The organism is Gordonibacter sp. An230 (assembly GCF_002159915.1).
Taxonomy (GTDB): domain Bacteria; phylum Actinomycetota; class Coriobacteriia; order Coriobacteriales; family Eggerthellaceae; genus Rubneribacter.
Genome location: NZ_NFJP01000034.1, coordinates 1 through 21154 on the forward strand (window position 1 = coordinate 1; position 21154 = coordinate 21154).

Sequence of the window (21154 nt, forward strand, 5' to 3'; positions counted from 1 at the left end):
CGGCGCGTCCGGCGGCATCCTCGTGCAGGTCGCCCGCGGCGTGGCGTCGATCCTCATCTTCGCCATCGTGGTGCTGGCGAAGCGACGGCCCAGCCCCGTGTACCGCGTGGGCCTCCTGGCCATGATCGCGGGCTTCATGCTCATGGCGTTTCTGTTCGGCACCGATCTGTTCTGGGTGTCGGGAGCCATCGTCATCGGTGGATACACGATCCTCGACCTGCTCATCTGGGTGGCGTTCTCGCAGATAGCCTACGCGCAGTCGCGCGACGCGCTCAGAACCGTCGCGCTCATGCGGCTCATCGCGGTGCTGTGCTCGGCGGCGGGGGCCGCGATCGGCATCGCGCTCGTGGGCTTCGACGAGGCGCCGTCCGGAAACGTGGCCGCCGAGACGACCGTGGTCGGCTACCTCGTGGTCATCGCCACGGTGCTGTTGCTGAGCAGCGAGGACATGTGGATGCTGTTCGGCCGCCCCCGCCCCGACGGCATGACAGGAGACGACAGCGCAGGACGCGAAGCGCGCCTGGCCGCTTGGTTCGAGCGCATCGGGCTCACCGCGCGCGAGCGCGAGATCGCCTCCCTGCTGGCCTCCGGACGCACCCAGCCGTGGATCGCCGAGCGCCTCGGCATCTCCGAGAACACCGTGGGCACCCACGTGCGCCACATCTACCAGAAGGCGGGCGTTCACGACCGCCAGCAGTTCATCGATCTCGCCTCCTCGCCTGATGAGACGCCATCACCCGAACCACGTGAGGTGCCCGAAAGCCTCACGGGAGACGCCTGATTTGCGAAAATACGGCGATTCGCGCGTTGTGCCGGCCGAGCCGAATCCCGCATCCTGACCTCGATGCGGCCACACGCCGCACGGCCCGTCGTCGCGGGCAGATGGAACACGGGTCCTCAGGACCCCGAGGGAAGGGATGAAGCCATGGACATCAATCGCAGAAGCTTCTTGAAGGGCGCGCTCGCCACCGGCGCCGCCGCTGCGGCGGCCGTCGCGCTGCCGGCTTGCAGCCCCGCCACGTCCTCCGACGCTGGCGGCGCGAACGCGAACGCAAGCTCGTCGGCGGGAGAGGCGGGCGCGAAGCACACGTGGGAGATCGCCCCCGAGCCCATCACGGACGTGGCCGAGACGCAGGACTTCGACGTGGTGGTCGTGGGCGCGGGCCTTGCGGGCATCAACGCCGCCGAGGCCGCCGCGCGCAACGGCGCCAAAACCGTGGTGATCGAGCGCAACACCACCATCTCCATGCGCGGCGTGGACGTGGGCTTCATCGGCGGCACGTGGCACGAGGAGAGCGGCCTTGACCTCGATCCCCGCGTCGCGGCGCGCTACCTGCACCAGGCGTCGCACCAGACCACGAACTACAACCTCATCTACGTGTGGGCGTCGCGCTCCGGCGAGGTGTTCGACTACATCAGGGACTTGGGCGCCAAAAACGGCGTGAGCATGGTGTCGGCGCTGTCCGGCACCGCGAAGTACGGCGTGTGGTCCACGCTGCCCGAGCAGTGGCGCGTCTACCCCGACGCCGTTTCGTTCGTGCGCGGCGGCGAGAAGTACGACTCCCGCGACGACGGCCAGCCGGTCAACGTGACGCTCGGCGAGCTCGTGTACAACTCCGCCGTGGACAACGGTGCCGAGTTCGTGTTCGAGGCGCGCGCCGAGCAGCTCGTGGGCGACGCGGCCAGCGGCATCACCGGCGTCATCGCCACCACGAAGGACGGCAAGCACGTGCAGTACAACGCCTCGAAGGGCGTCATCCTGGCCACGGGCGACATCGGCGGCAACCAGGAGATGATCGACGCGTTCTGCCCCATCTCCAACCGCTCGGACGCAAACGTGTACGCCCCGACCGGCTTCAACAACGGAGACGGCCTGATCATGGGCGCCTGGGCCGGCGCCGCGCTGTCGAAGAGCCCCGCCGCTCCGATGATCCACCAGTTCACGCTGGACTCGCTCGAGTTCAACCTCACGTCGTTCATCATGTGCTGGCTCGCCGTGAACGCCAACGGGGAGCGCTACGGCGCCGAGATGCCCTTCGAGCCCATGCTGACGAACGCGCGCATGAATACCCCCGGCAACGTGGCGTGGTCGCTCTTCGACAGCGACTACGAGACGTACCTCATGCAGCAGCAGCCCGAGCGCTTCGACCGTTTCACCGACGGCTTGGCCGAGGTCATGGAGAAGTGGCTTGACGAAGGCAAGCTCTTCAAAGCCGACACGCTCGACGAGCTGGCCGCGCAGATCGACGTTCCCGCCGACGCCCTCAAGGCCACGGTCGAGCGCTACAACAGCATGGCCGAAGCGGGCGAGGACGTCGACTTCAACGTGCCCGCGCAGTTCCTCTGCCCGGTGAGGACCGCCCCGTTCTACGCGACGAAGAACGTGTGCTCGACGCTCACCATCCCGTTCGGCCTCCATGTGAACGCCGACTCCCAGGTGCTCACCGCCGAGGACGAGCCCATCGCCGGCCTGTTCGCCATCGGCAACGTGCAGGGCGACTTCTTCGGCAACGACTACCCCGTGCACTGCCCCGGCGTGAGCCATGGCCGCTGCGTGACGTTCGGCCAGCTCGTGGGCGAGGCGTGCGCGAAGGGCACGACCATCGGCGAGCTCGACTTCTCCTAGCCGCCTTCGCGGCGCGAGGAGGCGATTCCCCTCCCTCCCGCCTCCTCGCAAGGGCCGGACGCCGTGCGCGTCCGGCCCTTTTCGCGAGCGCGCACCTGGACTTCCGCGCGCCTGGGCTGCCTCGCATCTGAGCCGCCGTACATCTGGGCTTCCGCACGCCTGTGCTACCGCGCGCCTGGACCGCCGCGCGCCCAGGCCGCCGCACATCTAGGCTGCCTCGCGTCCGCGCTGCCGCGCGTCTGGCCGCGGCCCGCCTCCTCGCATGCGGCCCCGCACGCAGCAGCGCACCGCAAGCGCGCGAACGCCCGCACCCCCTCCGGCACCGCGCGCCTCCCCGAACCCGACCCGCGCCGTCGGGCGGGTGGAAGCGCGGTATCATAAGCGGGTCAGTCTCATGAGAGGAGCCCGCTTTGAACGATACCGCCGACCTCGTCGCACGCGCCCTTGCGCTGCACGACCGCAACTTCAACTGCGCCCAATGCGTCGTCTGCGCGCTCGCGCCGCGTCTGGGCGCCGACGAGGACGTCTGCTTCCGCGCATCCGAAGGGCTTGGCCGGGGGATGGGCGGCATGAGCGAGACGTGCGGAGCCGTCTCGGGCGGCGCGATGGCCATCGGCCTCGCAACCAGCAACGGCGCGGCCGACCCCACCAGCAAAGAGCTCACGTACCGCTACGTGCGCCGCCTCGTCGAGGCGTTCCGCGCGAAGAACGGCTCCACCATCTGCGCCGACCTCAAAGGCGAGCGCACGGGCGCGCCGCTTCGCAGCTGCAGCGGCTGCATCGAGGACGGCGTGGCCCTCGCCGCCGGACTGCTCGACGAGTTGCACGCGCACGCCCGATGATCGCCCTCGGCCCGTCGTCCGTGCTCGCGGCCTTCCGCTCGCTCGCCTTCGCTCCCCCGCACCCGTCTCGGCCCGCCGGCGCGCCCATCGCGCCCGCCCGCCCCGCCGCGCCGACCGCCTACGGCCGCGGAACATCGCCCCCAAGCCGCCACTCGCCGGCACGCTGCTGCTCGAACCACATGCCGGCGTACAGGCCGCCCGCCGCCACAAGCTCGTCATGCGTGCCGCTCTCCGCGACGACCCCGCCATCCACCACCACGATGCGCGCGGCGCTGCGGACGGACCTCAGACGATGGGCGATCACGACCACCGTCTTGTCGCGCACGAGCTCGGCGACGGCCCGTTGGACGAGCACTTCGTTTTGCGGATCGAGCGACGCCGTCGCCTCGTCGAGCAGCACGATGGGCGCGTCCTTCAAAAGCGCGCGGGCGATGGAGATGCGCTGCTTCTCGCCGCCCGAGAGCGTGCAGCCGCCCTCGCCGACCACCGTGTCGAAGCCCTGGGGCAGCCGCTCGATGAACTCGAGGCACGCCGCACGGCGGGCCGCATCGCGCACCTCCTCGTCGGTGGCCCCCTCGCGCCCCATGCGGATGTTCTCCGCTATGGTGTCCTGGAACAGATACACGTCTTGGAACACGATGCTCACGCGCGAAAGCAGCGCGTCTGCGCCCATGCGCTTAAGCGGCACGCCGCCGAGGCGCACCTCGCCTGCGCGCGGATCCCAGAACCGGGCCATAAGCCGCACGACCGTCGACTTGCCCGAGCCCGAGCGCCCCACGAGGGCGGTCATGCCGCCCTGCGGCGCTTCGAGGGAAAGCCCGCGCAGCACGTCGTCCGGCGCGCCTTGCGCGGCCTTCGCCCCCGGCGCCGCATCGGCGTCCGGGCGCTCCTTTCCCGGCGCGCCGTAGCCGAACACGACCTCCTCGAACGCGTAGTCGAACCCCTGCGCCGCGCGCCGCTTCTCCAAAGCCGGCTCGGAAAGCTCGGGCTCGTCGAGCACCGCGTCGATGCGCCGCGCCGCCTTGTCGGCATGCGAGAAGTCGGACAGGAAATAGACCAGCGAGATCACCGGCTCGTACAGATTCAGCGCGACCAGCAGAAACACCATGAAGGAGAACGGATGGAGCGCGCCCTGCGACAGAAGGGCCGTGCCCGCGGCCATCACCACGCCGATGCCGCACGACAGCACGAGCCGTCCGAACACGGCCACGGGACGCGAGGCCGCCTCCTTCTTGATGGACACGCGCCGCAGCTCATCGAAGCTGCGCTCGAGCGCGGCGAACTGCTCGCCCGCCAAGCCGAACGCTTTGAGCGTGCGGATGCCGCGCGCGTACTCGATGCTGCGCGCGTCGCTTTCCCGCAAGGCGCGCGCCATCTCGTCTGAGACGCGCGAGAGCCCCCGAAACCCCAGATAGAGAAACGGAAGCGCCAGCGGCACCACCGCAAGCGTCGCAGCGGCCATGCGCACGTCGAACACGGCGAGGAACACCGAGAACACCGCGAGCCTCGTGAGGATGCACCCCGCCTGCGACAAAAGCTCGCCGCCGTAGTTCTCCACGGTGCGATAGTCGCGCAGAAGCACCGAGGTCAAATCGCCCGCATCGCGCTCGCTGTAGAAGCCCATCGGCAGCCGCCTGAGCTTCTCGCCCATCGCAAGGCGCGCCTCGAGCACGATGTCGGCCGTTCCCGCGCAGGTCAGAATGTATATCTTGCGAGAAGAGAGGTACGACAGCGCAAGCTGGGCCGCAAGCGCGACGAGGCAGAGCGCAAGCGCGCGGACGTCGAGCGTCGATCCCGGATCGGCGATGGGGCCCATCAGCACGTACACCGCCGCCACCATGATGCCCGTCGGCAGCGAGCTGACCATCGAATCGAGGATGCGCCATCCGACCATCGCGCAGTAGTTTTTAGGCCTCCTGAGCGTCAGGCGGTCGAGCGATTCTGCAAGGCTACCCACGACGATCCTCCTTCCCTGCGGCCATGTCCCACGCGTCGCGCCGCTCGTTCGCCTCGACCATCCGACGATACAGCGCGTTCTTTCGCACGAGCGCATCGTGCGGGCCCTGCGCCGCAAGCCGGCCCTCGTCCATCACGAGGATGCGGTCTGCGGCTTCGACGGTCTTCAGGCGATGGGCGATGATGAGCACGGTCTTGTCCCGTGCAAGCCGCGCGAACGCCTGCTGGATCCTCCCCTCGTTCTCGGCGTCGGCGTAGGCCGTGGCCTCGTCGAGCACCACGATGGGCGCGTCTTTCAGAAACACGCGCGCGATGGCCACGCGTTGCGCCTCGCCGCCCGACAGGTACGTGCCGCCCGGCCCGATGCGCGTGTCAAGGCCCTCGGGCAGGCGCGCCACCACGTCGTCGATGCACGCCGCCCGCACCGCCGCAAGCACCTCGTCGCGCGTGGCGACCTCGTTTCCCATGCGGATGTTCGCCTCCAGCGTGTCGGCCAGCAAGAAGGTGTCCTGGAACACGAACGACACGGTGTCGGAAAGGCGCTGGGACGAGAGCTCGCGGACGTCCACGCCGCCCACGCGCACCGCGCCCTCATCCGCGTCGAAGAACCGCAGGATGAGCGCCGCGATGGTCGACTTGCCGCCGCCGGAAGGGCCCACGAGGCCCGTGACGCTGCCGGAGGGGAGCCGAAAGCTCACGTCGTCGAGCGCCCGCGGCCCGTCCGGCCCCGCATACGAGAAGGACACCTGGGAGAACTCCACGCTCGCGTCTTGCGGCTCGCGCGGCTCGGCGGGCTCGGCGAGATCGGGATAGTCGAGGATCTCGTCGATGCGCTCGACCGCTGCGTTCACGCCGCTCATCGTCACCGTCTGGGTGATCATCTGCAAGACGGGCTCTTTCATCCCCGCCCCCACGAGGAAGAACAGAAGCACGGTGGACACGAAGCGCGCGTAGGACTGCCCGTCGGCCGAGACGCCGGGCAGGACGAGCAGCACCGCGACGAGCAGGCACAGCATCTGAGCGCCGATGGCCGCGTACATCCTGCCCATGCCCGAAGCGTTGAAGTACGTCGCCCATTTGATGTTGCCCACGTACTCGCGCGCGTCGGCCTCGAAGCGCCGAAACGCCGAAAGGCTGCGGTTGAACACCTTCACCACCGACATGCCGTGCACGTACTCCACCGTGGTGCCCTCCAACGTCTCGCCGGACGCGCGCATAGCCGCCTGGCACGCCGCCCCCTCCGGCGTCGCAAGAGCGCGTCCCATCAGGATGAACGCCGCCACGATGGGGATGACGAGCGCGAGCGCGAGCCGCCAGTCCACCGCGAGCAGACACGCGATGGCCACAAGGGGAAGCGAGGCGGCCGACGCGGCGTCGGCCAGATGGTGCGCCACGAAGCCCTCGATCTGCTCGACGTCGGCGCTCATCACCTTCTTCACCTCGCCCTGGCGCACGTCGGAGAAGAATCCGGAGGGCACGCGCGCGAGCTTTCCCATAAGCTGCACGCGCACCTCGTACAGGATGTTGAACGCCGCCGTGTGCGCGAGCATCGTGGAGAGGTACATCGCGACGCCGTACACCGCCGCAGCGGCCAGGGCACCGGCCGCAAGCGCGGCCATGAAGCGCCAATCGATGGAGGCCAAATCGTGGAAATGCATGACCACCTGGTCCATCATGAAGTACACGAGGATGAAGGGCGAGAACCGCGCCGCCGACGCCGCGACGGCCAGCGCGACCGCGCCGACGAGCAGCCCGCGCTTGCGCCCCGCCAGCTCCATGAGGCGCGCGAGGCCCTGCTTGCGCTTGGGGCGCGCGGACGGGGTGCCTGCGGCGGGGGCGGCATCTCTGCCGGAGCCGCCCGCGCCGGGGCTGGAGGCACCTGCGCCGGGGACGGACGGAGGATCCGCAGCCCTTTCGTAGAACGCGCGCTGCGCCTTCGAGAACACCGTCGAAAGCGCGGGACGCACCGCCGTCTTCGCCTTCATGCTCCGCTCCCTTCCTTAAATGACCAATTTCTTAGTTTCAGTCATTTAAGTTAGCATACGATAACTTGCAAGGCAACGGGAAAATGACCATCTTTCAACTTTCGGTCATATAGGTTACGATGGCACGGAGGACATCAGATGCCGCCAACCGTGCAGAAACAGATGTTTCACGTGAAACATCTGTTCGATGAAGGCACCGAGCCGAGAAAAACGGCTTCGCTCGCCCGTCGCGCCTCCGATCATGCGGCTCATCGCGTGGTCGAAGACGGCGTGCCTCGCGCGGTCGGACGACGCCCTGCCCGCCGCGATGCGCACCCGACGACAAGGAGGACGCCATGCCCGCGATATTCAACGAAGCCCGCCGCGCGGAGATACGCCAGAGCCTGCTTGCGGCGGGGTTCGACCTCATGAGGGAGCGCGGTCTGCGCCGGCTCACCATCGACGAGGTGACCAGCCGCGCGGGCATCGCGAAGGGGACGTTCTACAGCTTCTTCCCCTCCAAAGAGGAGTTCGTCTACCAGATCGTGGTCAAAGGGCGCACGCGCGTCGCGACGGAGCTCGAAGAGCTGGCCGACCGAGCCGGCGGGAAGATCGACCGCGCGGCTTTCGAGAGCTGGCTTTCGCGCATGTGGCGCGACGGTGCCGAGCTGTACCGCGCTGTCGGCGTCGACGGCTGGCGCTACCTGAGCGAGAAATGGCCCCGCGAGCGCTCCTTCAGCCCCGATGTCGACCGAGAGGCATCCGAATGGATTCTCTCGAAGCTTGACGGCGTAAGCCCGCATGCGGACTGGCGAACGTTCGCGAACCTTCAGAAGGCCATCGCCATGCTCTACCTCAACGAAGAGAACGTGCACGCCGACGCGCTCGACGCCACAGTCGGCATCATCATCGACGCCATGGCGCGCGCCCTCTTCGACCCCGAGCCCTCCTCCCCCGTCCCCGCGCCGCCATCGCAACCGCGCTGACGCCCGTCGCCTCGCCTCCCCGTCGCCGCCCCCGCGGCGATCGCCGCGAACGAGCGCCGCGGCCTTCCCTTGAAACGCCCCTCCTCCCGTATCGGCGGCCCGCGCATTACGTCCCGCTCCCAAGCGCAAGGGCAGACGAGCGCCGTCTCCGCATCAGCGCCGGATCCTCGCAATTCAACGTACAGATGTTTCATGTGAAACATCTCGCACGGAACGCGCCACCGTGCCTGCGAGCGCAGCCCCGCCCAATGCAGCCGCGCCGCGTTCGCGCCCGCAAACGCAAGGAGGGGTGGAGGCGCGCGATGGGCGCTTTCTCCACCGCATCGCGCCCACACCCGCGAGCGCAAGGGCAGACGAGCGCCGTTTCCGCATCGACATCGGACTCTCGCAATTTGGCGTACGAATGTTTCACGTGAAACATTCTCGCGCGGAACGTGCTACCGTGCCCACACCCGCGAGCGCAAGCGCAACCCACGCCTCCCGCGCCCGCGAGCCCCCTGACCGACGCGCTCGCAAGCGCACCCCCGTGCCCGACGCAGCCGAGGCCGAGCCGCGCTACGCGATTCCCCGAGGGAGAACCGCCCGAGATCGTCGGTACTCCGACGGAGCGACGCCTTGGAGGCGCTTGAACGCCTCGGCGAACTTGCTGGGGTTCGAGTAACCCGCGCGCAGGGCCACCTCGGCCACGTTCAGGCGGGTGGAGGCCAAGAGGTCGGCGGCGAGGCGCATGCGGCGATCGCGCACGAAAGCGGCCACCGACATGCCCTGCACGCTGCGGAAATACCCGTTCAACGTGGCCGCCCCCACACCGAAGCGGCGGGCGAGGGCGCGCACGTCGTGGGGCTCGGCGGGCGCGCGCTCCACCTCGTCGCGCACGGCGCGCACCATGCCCATCTGCGCCGGCGTGAGGAACGTCGGCGGGCGCGCTGCGGAGAAATCCCGCGTGAACAGGTCGGGCAGAAGTCCCATGAGGCCGATCTTGCAGCGCGCGGCGTCCAAGCGCTCCGCAGCGGCGCCGATGCGCCCCATCGCGTCGTTCAGCGCCCAATCCCCCGAGAACACCACCGTCGCATCCGGCCCGCCCACCCACGCATCCAACGGAATCCCCGTCTCTGCCAACGCCGCGAAGGAGGGGTCCCGCAGCACGCGCGTGCTCACGAACAGCTCCACGCCCCGATAGCGCCCCGACGGGTACCGGAACTCGCCCGGCTGCGTGCGCGCATGCCCCACGCAGAAATCGCCCGTCCCCACCACGGCGAAGCCCTCGGACGGCACCAGCACCTCGCAGCGGCCCTCCATGCAGAAGTTCATCGAGAACCACGTGTCGTCCAGAAGGCGGCCCGCGTCCCCGTCCTGCGGCGGCAGCAGGTTCGGGCACCGCTCCACCTCGAAGTCCACCGTGCTCGCCAGAAACCACGGCGACACGACGAACGTACGCATGGTGCCGCGCCCCAACGGCTCGTCGAGCGAAAGCTCGTAGCATTGCCCGTCAAACGAGACATGCATGCCTGTCGATAGATGAATCTTTTCGAGCGAAAAAGGCTCGCGCATACCTCGCCTCCTTTCTCTTTCCGCATTATAACCGCCTAGGCGACCTTTTAATTCGATAAGGCTAACTTGCTGCGATATGGAGTTAAAACGTACAAACGGAGTTGAAGCCCCACGCGCGCAGCGCCTACCATGAAACGCGCTGCGCCCGCCGCGAGGCCGCTTGGCGCAGCGGCGAATCGAGAGAGGAAGGACCTCTATGATGAAGTTGAGCGACGCCCCGGAAGGCGCGCGCGTGCGCATCGCGGCCACCGCGGGCACGGCGCGCTTCCTGGGGCGCGTGACCGCCATCGGGCTCACGCCGGGCTGCGTGCTGGACGTGCTGCAGAACAAGCGGAAGCGCCCGGTGCTGGTGCGATGCCGCGACAGCGCCATCGCCATCGACCGCGGCGACTGCGAGAGCATCCGCGTGGAGGAGGCGCTATGAGCTGCGATCAGTGCGACGGGTGCGCGGCGGGCGCGGGTGCGGGCGGCAGCGCAGCCAGCGGCGCGGGGGCCGCGGCGGGCGGCGCTTCCGCGGCGCGGGCGCCGGGAACACGGCGCATCGCCCTGCTGGGCCAGCCCAATTCCGGCAAGTCAACGCTGTTCAACGGCCTCACCGGCGCGCGGCAGCACGTGGGCAACTGGCCCGGCAAGACGGTGGAGCGCAAGACGGGCACCTTCCAGCACGGCGGGCGCGCCTACGAGATGGTGGACCTGCCCGGCTCCTACGCGCTGTCGGCGATGTCGCCGGAAGAGGAGGTGACGCGCGGCTTCCTCGCGCAGGGCGGCCTCGACGCGGTGCTGGTGCTGGCCGACGCCTCCCAGCTGGAGCGCAGCCTGTACATGCTGGCCGACTTCGCCGGCATCTCCTGTCCGGCCGTGCTGGTGCTGAACCTCATGGACGTGGCCGAGGGGCAGGGCAAGCGCATCGACGCGGCGGCCATCGAGCGGCGGCTGGGCGTGCCCGTGGTGCCGCTCGTGGCCGCCGACCGCACGCGCTACGACGCGCTCTACCAGGCGCTGGAGCGCGCGTGCGACGAGCGGGCCGTCATCGACCCCGCCGCCCTCGAGCGCGCCATGGCGCAGCGCTTCGGCAGCACGTGGGACGCCGTGGCAGCCCAGCTGCCGGAAGAGGGCATCGGGCCGCACAGCCGCTTCTGGCTGGCGGCGAAGCTCATCGAGGGCGACGGCCCGGCGCGCGAGCTGGTGCAACAACACGTCGATGCCGCCGCGAACGCCGCGCTCGACAAGGCGCTGCGCGGCGTGAAGGACGACATCCAGAACGCGGGCGCGGCGCGCTTCGCATGGGTGGAGCAGCTGATCGCGGGCGCGGTGGAGCGCGAAGGAGAGGCTGCGGGCGGGCGCGAGGCAAACGCCGCCTCGGCTGCGGGCGGGCGCGAGGCAGCCTCCACCGCGAGCACCGGCAGGGCGAAAGCCGCATCGCCGCTCTCGCGCTTCGACCGCCTCGCCACGGGCTCGCGCCTCTCCAAACCCCTCGCCGTCGGCATGATCCTCCTCGGATTCGTGCTGGCGTTCGTGCCGGCGATACCCATCATGATGGTGGGCGGGATGATCTCCTCCCTCGGGCAGGAAGCCGCCTTCGCGCTCTCGGGCGCGGACATCCCCGATGTGGTGGGCAGCTTTCTTTCGGGCGTGGTGTGCAACAGCCTGTGCTTCGGCACCATGATGGTGGGCTACGTATTCGGCATCAACCTTGTATTCGGGCTGTACGAGGAATCGGGCTACATGGCGCGCATCAGCTACGTGTTCGACCATGCCATGTCGCGCTTCGGGCTGCAAGGCAAGTCGCTCATGCCCTTCCTCATGTGCTTCGGCTGCACGATGGGCGGCGTGTCGGGCTCGCGCGTGATCGATTCGTGGGGGCAGCGCATGCTCACCGTCATGATGGCGTGGGCCATCCCCTGCGGCTCCACGTGGGGCGTGGTGCCGGTGCTGGCCGTGGCGTTCTTCGGCATGGGCGCGCCGCTGGTCATCGTGGGCATCTTCTGCGTGTGCATCCTGCTCATGTGGGCGGTCGGCCGCCTGTTCGGGCCGCGCTTGGTGAAGGAGGGCGAGCGCGCCGGGCTGGTGATGGAGCTGCCGCCCTACCATCGGCCGCGCCTGGGGAACGTTCTGCATGGCGCAGCCCTCAAAAGCCGCCAGATGTTCGTGCGCGCCATCCGCGTGGTGGCCATCTTCGCATTCGCCATCTGGGCGCTCACCTACACAAGCACCGGCAGCGTGGAGGGCTCGGCGCTGTACGCGCTCGGCACCGCCATCGAGCCGATCACGCAGTTCTTCGGCATGGGCTGGCAGACGTTCACCGCATGGCTGTGCGCGCTCGTGCTGAAGGAATCGGCGCTCGGCGTGCTGTCGGGCCTGTTCGCAGGAGGTGCCACGCCCAACGCGGCCGTCGTCACCGCCGTGACGGGCGGCGTGGCCGTGGCCGGCAACATCGGCGAGATCATGGCGCAGGCCATCTCGGCGCCCGAGGCGCTGGCGTTCATCTTCGCGTTCACGTTCAACATGCCCTGCGCCGCCAGCGTGTCGGCCACCTGGGGCGAGGTGCATTCCACGAAGTGGACGGTCATCACCGCCGCGTTCTACATAGCCAGCTCGCTCATCCTGGGCTGCATAGTGTTCCACGTAGCCTCGCTGTTCTTCTAACGCGTGCAAAACGCAGAGGATGCGCGACGCGGACGAAAGCGACAACGCGCAGTGGCGGCACATGGCATCCGCACCATGTGCCGCCACCCTCATGCACCGTAAGGGTGCATTTTTCGTCACAAGATGCACTGCGACAGTGCATCTTGGAAGATGCCATGTGCCGAACAGCTCGCTGTGCGAGCCGATTTGCCGCACGCCATCCCGAGAGAGCCACCGCTCGCCCCACTCCCAAAGGTGCGCGGCAACCTCCGTGCGAGCGCACTCGCCTACCGCGCGCCACCAGAAAACGCCGGGCGGGAGAGCGGCTCCCCGCCCTACCCCGCGATGCGCCAGCCCTCGGCGGCCGCGCGCAGCTCCACGAAGCGGCGGTACGTGCCGCCTTCGGCCATGAGCTCGTCGTGCGTGCCGCGCTGCGCCACTGTGCCGCCGTCAACCACGAGAATTTGATCGGCGGCCTCGACGGTGGCCAGCCGATGCGCGATGACCACGACGGTCTTGCCCGCCGTCAGCTCTTCGATGGCGCGCTGGATGAGCGCCTCGTTCTCGGGATCGACGCTGGCGGTGGCCTCGTCGAGCACCACGATGGGCGCGTCTTTCAAAAGCGCCCGCGCGATGGAGATGCGCTGCTTCTGCCCGCCGGACAGGCTCGCCCCGCCCTCGCCCACCACCGTGCCGTAGCCCTGCGGCAAAGCGCTCACGAAATCGTGGCAGCACGCCCGCTTCGCCGCGGCCACCACCTCCTCATGCGTCGCGCCGGGGCACCCGAACGCGATGTTCGCCTCCACCGTGTCGTTGAACAGGTACACGTTCTGAAACACCATCGAGAAGTTTTCCAGCAGACTGTCGCACGCAAGCTCCCGCACGTCGCGCCCGCCCACGACCACGCGCCCCGCCTCCACATCGTAGAAGCGCGCCATGAGGTTCGCGATGGTGGTCTTGCCCGAACCGGAAGGGCCGACGATGGCGCAGGTCGAGCCTTCCGGGATGCGAAAGCTCACGTCGTGCAGAACCCGGCGCGCCCCTTCGCCCTCGCCGTAGGAGAACGACACGCCCTCGAATGCGATGTCGAAGCGATCGAGGCGCACGTCGCGGCCGTCCTCGTCGATGAAGCGCGCCTGCTCTATCTTCTCGAGGCGGTCCATGATGTCGTTCAGATCGCCCAGCATATGCGCCGAATCGTTCACGCGCTCCACGCCGGAGTAGATGGTGAACGAGAACAGCGAGAACGCGAAAAACATCCACAGCGGCAAGTCGCCCGTAAGGCACGCCCACGCCGACGAGGCGACCAGCGCCACGCTGGCCAGCTTGAGCGATGCAAGGTGGATCACGTTTTTCGGCGTGAATCCGAACTCGATGCGGATGCGGGCGCGCCTCAGGTCCTCGACCGTCCGCAGCAAGGGCTTGCTCGCCGCGCCGCCATGGCTGAATGATTTCGCCGTGCCCAGCCCGCGCACGAACTCCACGATGTCGCTCGCAAGGCGCTCGGTGGCCTCGTGCGCCGCCGGGGCGAGGCGCGTGGCCGTGCGGTTCACCTGCGCAAGCGCTGCGCACGACACCGCCACGCCCGCGAGGGCGCCTGCGGCGGCGAGCGGGTTCATGACGAGCAGGAAGCACACGATGGCGGCCAGGTTCACGTACCCGTTGATGACGGCGTCCACCATCTTCATGCCCTGAAGCTCGAGGATGCCCAGCTCGGTGGTGGCGGTCGCCAGGATGTCGCCCGTCTTCACCTTGTCGAAGTACCCGAGCGGCACGCGCTTCAGCACGGCGCCGATGCGGATGCGCTCCTCGGGGGCCACCTCGTAGCCGATGCTCTCCTGCAGGCGGTTCTTGCCGTACGAGAACGCGAAGCGCAGCGCCACGAAGGCCGCGATGGCGGCCAACGACAGCCAAACCCATGCAGGATCGAGCGTGCTCGCGCCGCGAGCGTCGTCTGCCACCTGCCCGAGAAGCCACGCCGCCAGCATGACGGGCGCCGCCGTCGCCCAGGTCATGAAAAACGAGCACACGCAGCCCAGCACGAGGTTGCGCCGGTACCTTCCCGTCCACCTCACGATGCGCGCGAGGGCCTTAAGCATGAGGATCGACCTCCTTCCCGACACTGCGCCCGTCCGCATCCGCCGCACGGCTTGCCGCGCCGGACGTCCCGCGCGCCGCGCCTTGCGCCCCCGCGCCGTCGCGGCTTCGCGCACCGCGGCCCCTCCGCGCGCCCGCCGCGCCTCCGGCACCCGAAGACCCCGCGGCCCAGCCCTTCGCGCCCACATGGGCCTCCCACATGTCCGCGTACAGCGCGCATCGCTCAAGCAGCTCTTCGTGCGCGCCCTCGTCCCTGACGCTTCCGTCCTCTATCACGACGATCTTGTCGGCCCCGCACACGGTGGACAGCCGGTGGGCGATCACGACGAGCGTCTTGCCGCGCGTCAGCTCTGCGATCGAGCGCTGGATGCGGTCCTCGTTCTCCGGATCGGCGAAGGCCGTGGCCTCGTCGAGCACCACGATGGGCGCGTCCTTCAGCATGGCGCGCGCGATGCTCACCCGCTGGCGCTCGCCTCCCGACAACGCGCTGCCCGCCTCGCCCGCAGGCGTGTCCCATCCGCACGGCAGCCGCGCCACGAACTCGTCGCAGCACGCGGCGCGAGCGGCGGCGGCCACCTCCTCGTCGGTGGCGCCGGGACGCCCGAGCCGCACGTTCTCGCGCAGCGAGCAGTCGAACAGGAAGTTGTCCTGGGCCACATAGCTCACCAACTCGGAAAGCTGGTCGAGCGGCATGTCCCGCACGTCCGCGCCGCCGATGCGCACGCTGCCGGCACCCACGTCCCAGTGACGCGCGACAAGGCGCGCCACCGTGGACTTCCCGCCGCCGGACGGTCCCACGAGCGCCACGAACGAGCTTTCCGGAATCGCGAGGTCGATGCCGTGCAGCACCTCCTCGCCCTCCTCGTAGGAGAAGCGCACGCCGGACAGCTCCACGTCGGCTCCGCGCACGCGGGCACGCTCGCGGGGTTCGGGCAGCTCGGGCAGCCGCAAGAACTCGTCGGCGTCGGCCACGGCGTACTCCATCGACTTGGCCTCGTTCAGAAACGCCCCCAGCCTCATGGCGGGATCGACCACCGCGAGCGCCATCACCAGGCACAGCCCCAGCTCGGCAGGAGCCAGCTCGCCGCCGAGGTAGAGCGCCAGCCCCACGGGCACCACGGCCAGAAGCGTGGTGGGCATGATGGACGTCGCCAGGTTCATGCTCACCCACGTGGCCTTGAACCAGCCCAGCGTGAAGTCGCGAAACGCCCGCACCGCGCCGGCGTACTTCTCGTAGGAGTCGCTCGCCTGGTTGAACGCCTTCACCACCTCGATGCCCTCGATGTACTCCACGATCACGCTGTTCACGCGGTTGCCCTCTTCCACATAGGCGGCGTACATCCGATTGAAGGCGGACAGGCCGCCGGCGAACACGACCAGGCCTGCGGGCACCGTCGCGACGCACGCGAGCGCCATGCGCCAATCGATGGCCGCCAGCCACGCCACTAGCCCCGCCGCCAGAAGGAAGCTGCCCGACAGCTCGGGGATCATATGCGCAAGCGGCGGCTCGATGCCCTCGATGCGGTCGATGAACACGTTTTTGATCTGCCCGATGCTCTTGCCCTGCACCGTGCCCAGCGACGCGCGCATGAGCTTGGTCGCGAAGTCGCGCCGCAGCTGCGCGAGGATCGTGTAGGCCGACACGTGCGAAAGCAAGGTCGAGACGCCGAACAGCACCTTGCTCGCCACGTAGGCCGCCGCCGCTGCGGCAATCCACGGCACCGCCGCCTCCCACGCCCCGGCTCCACCTTCGCCGCCCGACGCGCCCATCACGATCTCCATGATGCGGTACACGGCGTAAAACGGCACGAACCCCATCGCCACGCTGGCCACCGAGGCGGCAAGCGAAGCCGCCATCTTGCCCCGGCACCGCCCCGCGTACGACAGCAGCACGAGGAGCCACGGCCTGCTTTCGGGACGCGCGCGCTTCGCCGCGGCGTTCGCATCGGATCCGACGGTCGCGGCCTTGGCGCGAACCGCCCGGTCGCGGGAACGCCCAGAAGCGGCGGCGCAGCCGCCTGGGCTGCCGCCGTCGCCCGCGTCCGCGCGAGCGCGCCGCTCTTCAGCGCCTGCGCTCTCTTTCTCCATCTCGCCATCACCCTCTTCGGAAGCTTTCATTGCCTTCGGTTCCGAAGATCATAGGCGCGACGCCGCACCGCGTCCGCTCCGCACGGGCGGGCCTGCTCCGATCGGTCAAAAAGTTCGCCGAGGCGCACTCCCCCCATCACGTCCGGAAAACGCTCGCAGCGCACGGCGAGGGCCGCGCAGGGAAACCGCTCGCGGCGTCTGCCTACCGCGCCTCGCGGGCGCGCCGGTAGGCGGTGGGGGTCTGCCCGATGACGTCCTTGAACGCGGCGGTGAACTTCGACGGGCTGTCGTAGCCCACCATGAGGCCGATGTCGGCCACGCGCAAGCCGGTGTCGCGCAGCAGCTGCGCCGCCCGCTCCATGCGCCGCGCGCGCAGGTAGGCGAACGGGGGCATGCCGTAGACGCCCTTGAAGCACGCCTTGAACGCGGTGAGCGGCAAGCCAACGCGCTCGGCCGTCTCGCGCGCCGAGAACCCCGCGGACAAGTCGGCCACCATGCTATCGCGCGCGGCCTTCACCTTCTCCACCTGCGAGCGGTGGAAGTACGGCCGCCGCTCGTTGAGCGCAGGGCTCGCGTCCGTCGTCTCTAAAAGCAGCAGCAGTTCGAGCACCTTCAGCTTGAAGCAGGCCGCGCGCACCTCGGAAGGGGCGGCGCACAGGTCGGAGAAGATGCGCTCCGCACCGGGCACGCCGCGCATGATGGCCGGATCGCCGCTTGCGCAGAAGCGCCGCCGCAGCGCGCGCAAGTCGACCGGAAAACCGCCCAACGCGCGCTCGATGGAGCGTTGGGCGCGCTTGACCTCGAACGACACGGTGATGCCGTGGTAGTGCGCCAGCGGCATCACGAAGCGCCCCACATGGCGCGTGCGGTCGTCCACCTTCAGATCGCCCGCCGCCACGTACGAGCACGTCCCATCGGACAGCAGCTGCTCCATCCGGCCCTCGAAGCAGTAGTCGACGCACAGCACCTCGTCGCTCACCGCGAAGCCCGACTCGCACTCCTCCATATGAAAGTCGTTGAACGAAAGGCGCACGCCGGGAAGCACCTCGAAGAAGCGCATGACCCCTTCGCCCGCGTCTCCGGCCATCCGCACGACGCAGCGCCCGCCGCTTTGCCTCACGTCCACGCCGCAGCCCCCAACGGCGCCGTCCTCGAAGCAGCGCAGCAAATCGAGGGAAGATGCGGTGTTCGCGACATTCGCCATGGTGCTCCTTGCTCATCCGAAACGGCCCCGCTCTTCGAAGGCCGTCCGCTCAGTCTCCCATATGATACACGCTGTCGCAGCAGCGGCTGATGAATTCGCGATCATGCGTGACCACCACGATGGAGATGCCCCGCTCGGCCAGACGGCGCACGAGCCGGCTCACGTCGACCATATGGCCGAAGTCGAGGCCGCTCGTGGGCTCGTCGAGCAAAAGCACCTCCCGCCGGGCTAAGAGCGCGCACGCCACGGCCAGCCGCTGCTTCTGCCCGCCCGACAGCGCCATGGGGTGCCGGGTGGGAAGCAATTCCAGGTCAAGAGCGGAAAGGACCTCCGCGATGCGCTCGGCGGCGGCATCGGAGGCGGCCCCGCCCAGCGCCAGCTCGCATTCGCTTCGGACGCTGTCGCCGAACAGCTGGTGGTTCACGTCCTGCATCACGAGCGAGCACGTGCGCCGTCGCGCCCTCGCATCGAGGGGGTGCCCGTCGAAGGCTACCGTCCCCTCCGTCGCGCGCTCAAGGCCCGCCACCGCGCGCAGAAGCGTCGTCTTGCCCACGCCGTTCCCGCCCATGACGCCCGCGACGGCGCCGCGCAGCACGTCGAGGTCGACCGGGGGAAACGCCCGCCGCCCTGCGCGCGAGCACGAGAAGCCGCGCAGCGACAGGCCCCGCTCGAGCAGGGCGCGGGCGGGCCGGGGCGTAGGCGGACAGCGCAGGGCCAGCACGTCGGCGGGATCGACGGCGCGCAAGCCGAGCCGCTCGCGCTCGGAGGCGGGCAGCGCGCGCAGCTCGTCGGGGGCGAGTTCGCGCACGATGCGGCCGCCTTCCACGAGCAGCGCGCGATCGACGAGGTCGGCCATGAAATGCAGCCGATGCTCGGCCACGATGACGGTCTTGCCGCGGGCGAGGATGGACGCCACGTGATCGTGCAGGATGCGCGCGGCCTCGGCATCGAGGTTCGCCGTCGGCTCGTCGAGCACGTACACGTCGGGGCCCATCGCGTCCACCGAGGCGAACACGAGGCTTTGCTTCTCGCCGCCCGACATCTTCGTCACGTCGCGGTCGAGAAGCCGCTCGGCGCGCAGGGCCCTCACCGTCTCGCCGACGCGCCGCTCGATGACCTCGGCGTCCACGCCGGCCGCCTCCAAGCCGAAAGCCAGCTCGTCGTTCGAGGTGAGGTTGAAAAACTGCGACTTCGGGTTCTGGAACACGCTGCCCACGCGCAAGGCCAGCTCGTACATCTCGCACGCGGCGGGGTCGAGGCCGCAGACCCGCACCTCGCCGGTGCGCTCGACCGCCGGCTCGAACTGGGGGATGAGCCCGTTCACGCACTTGGTGATCGTGGTCTTGCCCATACCCGAGCGACCGCACAGAAGCACGCATTCGCCGCGGCGCACGCTCAAAGACACGTCGTCGAGGATGCGCGATCCGTCGGGCGCCGTGCACGACACGCCCCGCAGCTCCACGACGGGCGCGTCGTCGGCGCGGCTCGTCGCGGACGCGCGCCCGCGCACCCGCCCGCTCGCGTCCGCGCCTTCGCGGGTGACCGCGCTATCGCACGTCGCCGCATCCTCGCGAACCGCCCCGTTCTCGCCCGCAGATGCGCGTCTGCAACCAGGCATGCGCCCGCCCGCCGTCTTGCGCCCGCGGACCGCTTCGCCCCCGCGCGTCATCGCGCTTCGCCCGCCAGCCGCCATCAGTACGCACCTCCCCAGAGCGCCGTGCCCACCGCCGCCGCAACCGCCAGCGCGAGCACCGCCCAGTCGACGGCGCGCATGCGCAGCCGCTCGGTGTCGGTGGAGCGCGCCGGGTTCTCGATGCCGCGGCACGTGGCCGCGCGCGACAGCTCGTCGGCCGTGGAGGTGGCCGACATCACCAGCGGCACGACGAAGCACTCCATCCGCGCCGACGCGGGGATGTCGCGCAGGCGCATGGCGTCGCGGATGTGCGAGGCCTCGTCGGCCAGCGTGGGGAAATAGCGCATCGTCACCGTGAGCGGGACGAGCACCACCTGCGGCACGCGCAAGCGCGCCAGCGCCGCGCACAACCGGTGCACCGAGCACTCGGCCACGAGGAGCGACCCCGCCATCAGGCACAGAAACACCTTGCGCGAGAACGTGAGGCTGATCGTGAACATCGTGGCCGCTATGCCGCCGACGTTTGGGAACACGAAGGTCAGGATCGCCCACAGCGCGCCGTAGCAGCCAAGATACCCAAGCGCCATCCGCACGTGCCCGCACAGCGCCTGCAAAAGCGCCACGGAGGCCACGAGCGCAAGCTCCACGGCCGGGCTTTTCGACATGAACGCGACCGCGGAGGCGGCTGCGAGCACGCCCAAGATCGCGCGGGGATCGAGCGCCACGAGGCCCCTGCGCTCCCGCGCGCCGAGCGTGAAACGCTTCGCACCAGGCGCAACCCGCTCCATCAGACGAGCCCGGCCTTCTCGAAGTGCTTCTTGAACAGGACGCGCGCGATGGCCGCCCCCGCCAGCCCCGCGACGAACGTGCCCGCCAGCATCGCGACGAGCACCGGTGCGCTCGCCAGCGCGTCCAGCGTGGCGCAGTACTCGGCGCTCATGCCCTGCGCCGAGATCTGAGCCATGAACGAATCGTGGAACACCCAGATGGGAAGCGGGCTGCCGCACATGCCGAACCCGAACACCGCATAGGCGAGGGCGTTGCCCGCAAAGCCCTTCCACCGCGCGAGCGCGCGCACGGCTTCGGCCAGCGCGCACGCGCCCGCCATCATCCCCAAGATGAGCGGCGTGAACATGCCGGTGACGAAGTAGATGAGCGCCACGATAAGGCCCATGATGACCACCGCGCCGGGCTTTTGCACCTTCGCGCACATGAGCATGAACGGGATGCCGGCCAAAAGCCCGTCGAGCACCGGCATGAACACCCACAGCGCCGGATGGAGGCCGCCCAGCAGCATGGTCGCGAACTGGATGACGAAGTAGATGGCGGTGAAAATGCCGATGGTGATGAGGTCGCGCCCCTTGAGGACGCGGCCGTCGGACGGACGCGCTTGCGCCACGGCGTGCGTTGCCATTGCTGTCTCCTCACTAGTTAACCTTAGGTTACTTACATCGGAGACAGTATGTGGCAACGGGCGGCGGCTGTTTAGCCCGATCGGCTGCGCCTGTTCCGTTCGGCCAGCGAATCCGCCCGCGCGCCGCACGGAGGATCAAGGGCCCGCATGCTGTCGCGCGTCACGCCG

General features: G+C 69.2%; 15 protein-coding genes. 6 read left to right on the plus strand and 9 right to left on the minus strand.

Features of this window, described 5'->3' with window-relative positions; all coding sequences use genetic code 11:
• The 3 genes from B5F40_RS13925 to B5F40_RS13935 all read left to right on the plus strand — a co-directional run.
• The coding region (locus B5F40_RS13925) for a helix-turn-helix domain-containing protein (protein ID WP_140396517.1) at window positions 1–781 on the plus strand (781 nt) is incomplete at its 5' end.
• Between the two features lie 144 nt (window positions 782–925).
• Window positions 926–2626 (plus strand): FAD-dependent oxidoreductase, encoded by a 1701-nt coding sequence (locus B5F40_RS13930; RefSeq protein ID WP_087194878.1) that lies wholly within the window; start codon window positions 926–928, stop codon window positions 2624–2626.
• A 410-nt stretch (window positions 2627–3036) separates the two neighbouring features.
• Window positions 3037–3468 (plus strand): C-GCAxxG-C-C family protein, encoded by a 432-nt coding sequence (locus B5F40_RS13935; protein WP_087194879.1) that lies wholly within the window; start codon window positions 3037–3039, stop codon window positions 3466–3468.
• 118 nt (window positions 3469–3586) lie between these two features.
• Here the strand turns inward: B5F40_RS13935 and B5F40_RS13940 are convergent, their stop codons facing one another.
• Window positions 3587–5425, minus strand: a complete 1839-nt coding sequence (locus B5F40_RS13940) for an ABC transporter ATP-binding protein (RefSeq protein ID WP_087194880.1) — start codon at window positions 5423–5425, stop codon at window positions 3587–3589.
• Complete coding sequence (locus B5F40_RS13945; RefSeq protein WP_204217434.1) at window positions 5418–7409, minus strand: ABC transporter ATP-binding protein; 1992 nt, start codon at window positions 7407–7409, stop codon at window positions 5418–5420. The genes B5F40_RS13940 and B5F40_RS13945 overlap by 8 nt, the downstream gene beginning before the upstream one ends.
• A gap of 335 nt (window positions 7410–7744) precedes the next feature.
• Between B5F40_RS13945 and B5F40_RS13950 the strand changes: the two genes are divergently transcribed.
• Window positions 7745–8374 carry a TetR/AcrR family transcriptional regulator gene (locus B5F40_RS13950; RefSeq protein WP_087194881.1) on the plus strand — a complete coding sequence of 210 codons (630 nt, stop codon included), beginning with the start codon at window positions 7745–7747 and terminating at the stop codon, window positions 8372–8374.
• 555 nt (window positions 8375–8929) lie between these two features.
• Here B5F40_RS13950 and B5F40_RS13955 read toward each other — a convergent pair.
• Window positions 8930–9925 (minus strand): helix-turn-helix transcriptional regulator, encoded by a 996-nt coding sequence (locus B5F40_RS13955; RefSeq protein ID WP_162610997.1) that lies wholly within the window; start codon window positions 9923–9925, stop codon window positions 8930–8932.
• 196 nt (window positions 9926–10121) lie between these two features.
• Here B5F40_RS13955 and B5F40_RS13960 point away from each other — a divergent pair, with 196 nt between their 5' ends.
• A complete protein-coding gene (locus tag B5F40_RS13960) occupies window positions 10122–10349 on the plus strand; it encodes a FeoA family protein (protein ID WP_087194883.1) in 228 nt (75 codons plus the stop codon).
• The gene (gene feoB / locus B5F40_RS13965; protein WP_087194884.1) at window positions 10346–12571 is read left to right on the plus strand and encodes a ferrous iron transport protein B; all 2226 of its coding nucleotides are present in this window, start codon (window positions 10346–10348) and stop codon (window positions 12569–12571) included. The genes B5F40_RS13960 and feoB overlap by 4 nt, the downstream gene beginning before the upstream one ends.
• A 314-nt stretch (window positions 12572–12885) precedes the next feature.
• Here the strand turns inward: feoB and B5F40_RS13970 are convergent, their stop codons facing one another.
• The 6 genes from B5F40_RS13970 to B5F40_RS13995 form a co-directional block, all read right to left on the minus strand.
• Window positions 12886–14649: an ABC transporter ATP-binding protein gene (locus B5F40_RS13970; protein WP_087194885.1), complete on the minus strand. Its 1764-nt coding sequence runs from the start codon at window positions 14647–14649 to the stop codon at window positions 12886–12888.
• Window positions 14642–16765: an ABC transporter ATP-binding protein gene (locus B5F40_RS13975; RefSeq protein ID WP_239443072.1), complete on the minus strand. Its 2124-nt coding sequence runs from the start codon at window positions 16763–16765 to the stop codon at window positions 14642–14644. Before B5F40_RS13975 ends, B5F40_RS13970 begins: the two co-directional genes overlap by 8 nt.
• Before the next feature lie 172 nt (window positions 16766–16937).
• Entirely contained in the window at window positions 16938–17939 is a 1002-nt protein-coding gene (locus tag B5F40_RS13980) for a helix-turn-helix domain-containing protein (protein ID WP_087194886.1), read from the minus strand.
• Window positions 17940–17988: 49 nt separating this feature from the next.
• Window positions 17989–19557 (minus strand): ABC transporter ATP-binding protein, encoded by a 1569-nt coding sequence (locus B5F40_RS13985; RefSeq protein WP_087194901.1) that lies wholly within the window; start codon window positions 19555–19557, stop codon window positions 17989–17991.
• A gap of 74 nt (window positions 19558–19631) precedes the next feature.
• Window positions 19632–20360 (minus strand): energy-coupling factor transporter transmembrane component T, encoded by a 729-nt coding sequence (locus tag B5F40_RS13990; RefSeq protein ID WP_087194887.1) that lies wholly within the window; start codon window positions 20358–20360, stop codon window positions 19632–19634.
• Window positions 20360–20986 (minus strand): MptD family putative ECF transporter S component, encoded by a 627-nt coding sequence (locus tag B5F40_RS13995; protein WP_087194888.1) that lies wholly within the window; start codon window positions 20984–20986, stop codon window positions 20360–20362. The genes B5F40_RS13990 and B5F40_RS13995 overlap by 1 nt, the downstream gene beginning before the upstream one ends.
• Window positions 20987–21154: the final 168 nt, after the last annotated feature.

Coding starts and splice junctions, on each gene's coding strand:
- B5F40_RS13930 (WP_087194878.1), top strand. CDS start 926: ATGGACATCAATCGCAGAAGCTTCTTGAAGGGCGCGCTCGCCACCGGC.
- B5F40_RS13945 (WP_204217434.1), bottom strand. CDS start 7,409: ATGAAGGCGAAGACGGCGGTGCGTCCCGCGCTTTCGACGGTGTTCTCG.
- B5F40_RS13950 (WP_087194881.1), top strand. CDS start 7,745: ATGCCCGCGATATTCAACGAAGCCCGCCGCGCGGAGATACGCCAGAGC.
- B5F40_RS13955 (WP_162610997.1), bottom strand. CDS start 9,925: ATGCGCGAGCCTTTTTCGCTCGAAAAGATTCATCTATCGACAGGCATG.
- B5F40_RS13960 (WP_087194883.1), top strand. CDS start 10,122: ATGATGAAGTTGAGCGACGCCCCGGAAGGCGCGCGCGTGCGCATCGCG.
- feoB (WP_087194884.1), top strand. CDS start 10,346: ATGAGCTGCGATCAGTGCGACGGGTGCGCGGCGGGCGCGGGTGCGGGC.
- B5F40_RS13970 (WP_087194885.1), bottom strand. CDS start 14,649: ATGCTTAAGGCCCTCGCGCGCATCGTGAGGTGGACGGGAAGGTACCGG.
- B5F40_RS13975 (WP_239443072.1), bottom strand. CDS start 16,765: ATGAAAGCTTCCGAAGAGGGTGATGGCGAGATGGAGAAAGAGAGCGCA.
- B5F40_RS13980 (WP_087194886.1), bottom strand. CDS start 17,939: ATGGCGAATGTCGCGAACACCGCATCTTCCCTCGATTTGCTGCGCTGC.
- B5F40_RS13985 (WP_087194901.1), bottom strand. CDS start 19,557: ATGCCTGGTTGCAGACGCGCATCTGCGGGCGAGAACGGGGCGGTTCGC.
- B5F40_RS13990 (WP_087194887.1), bottom strand. CDS start 20,360: ATGGAGCGGGTTGCGCCTGGTGCGAAGCGTTTCACGCTCGGCGCGCGG.
- B5F40_RS13995 (WP_087194888.1), bottom strand. CDS start 20,986: ATGGCAACGCACGCCGTGGCGCAAGCGCGTCCGTCCGACGGCCGCGTC.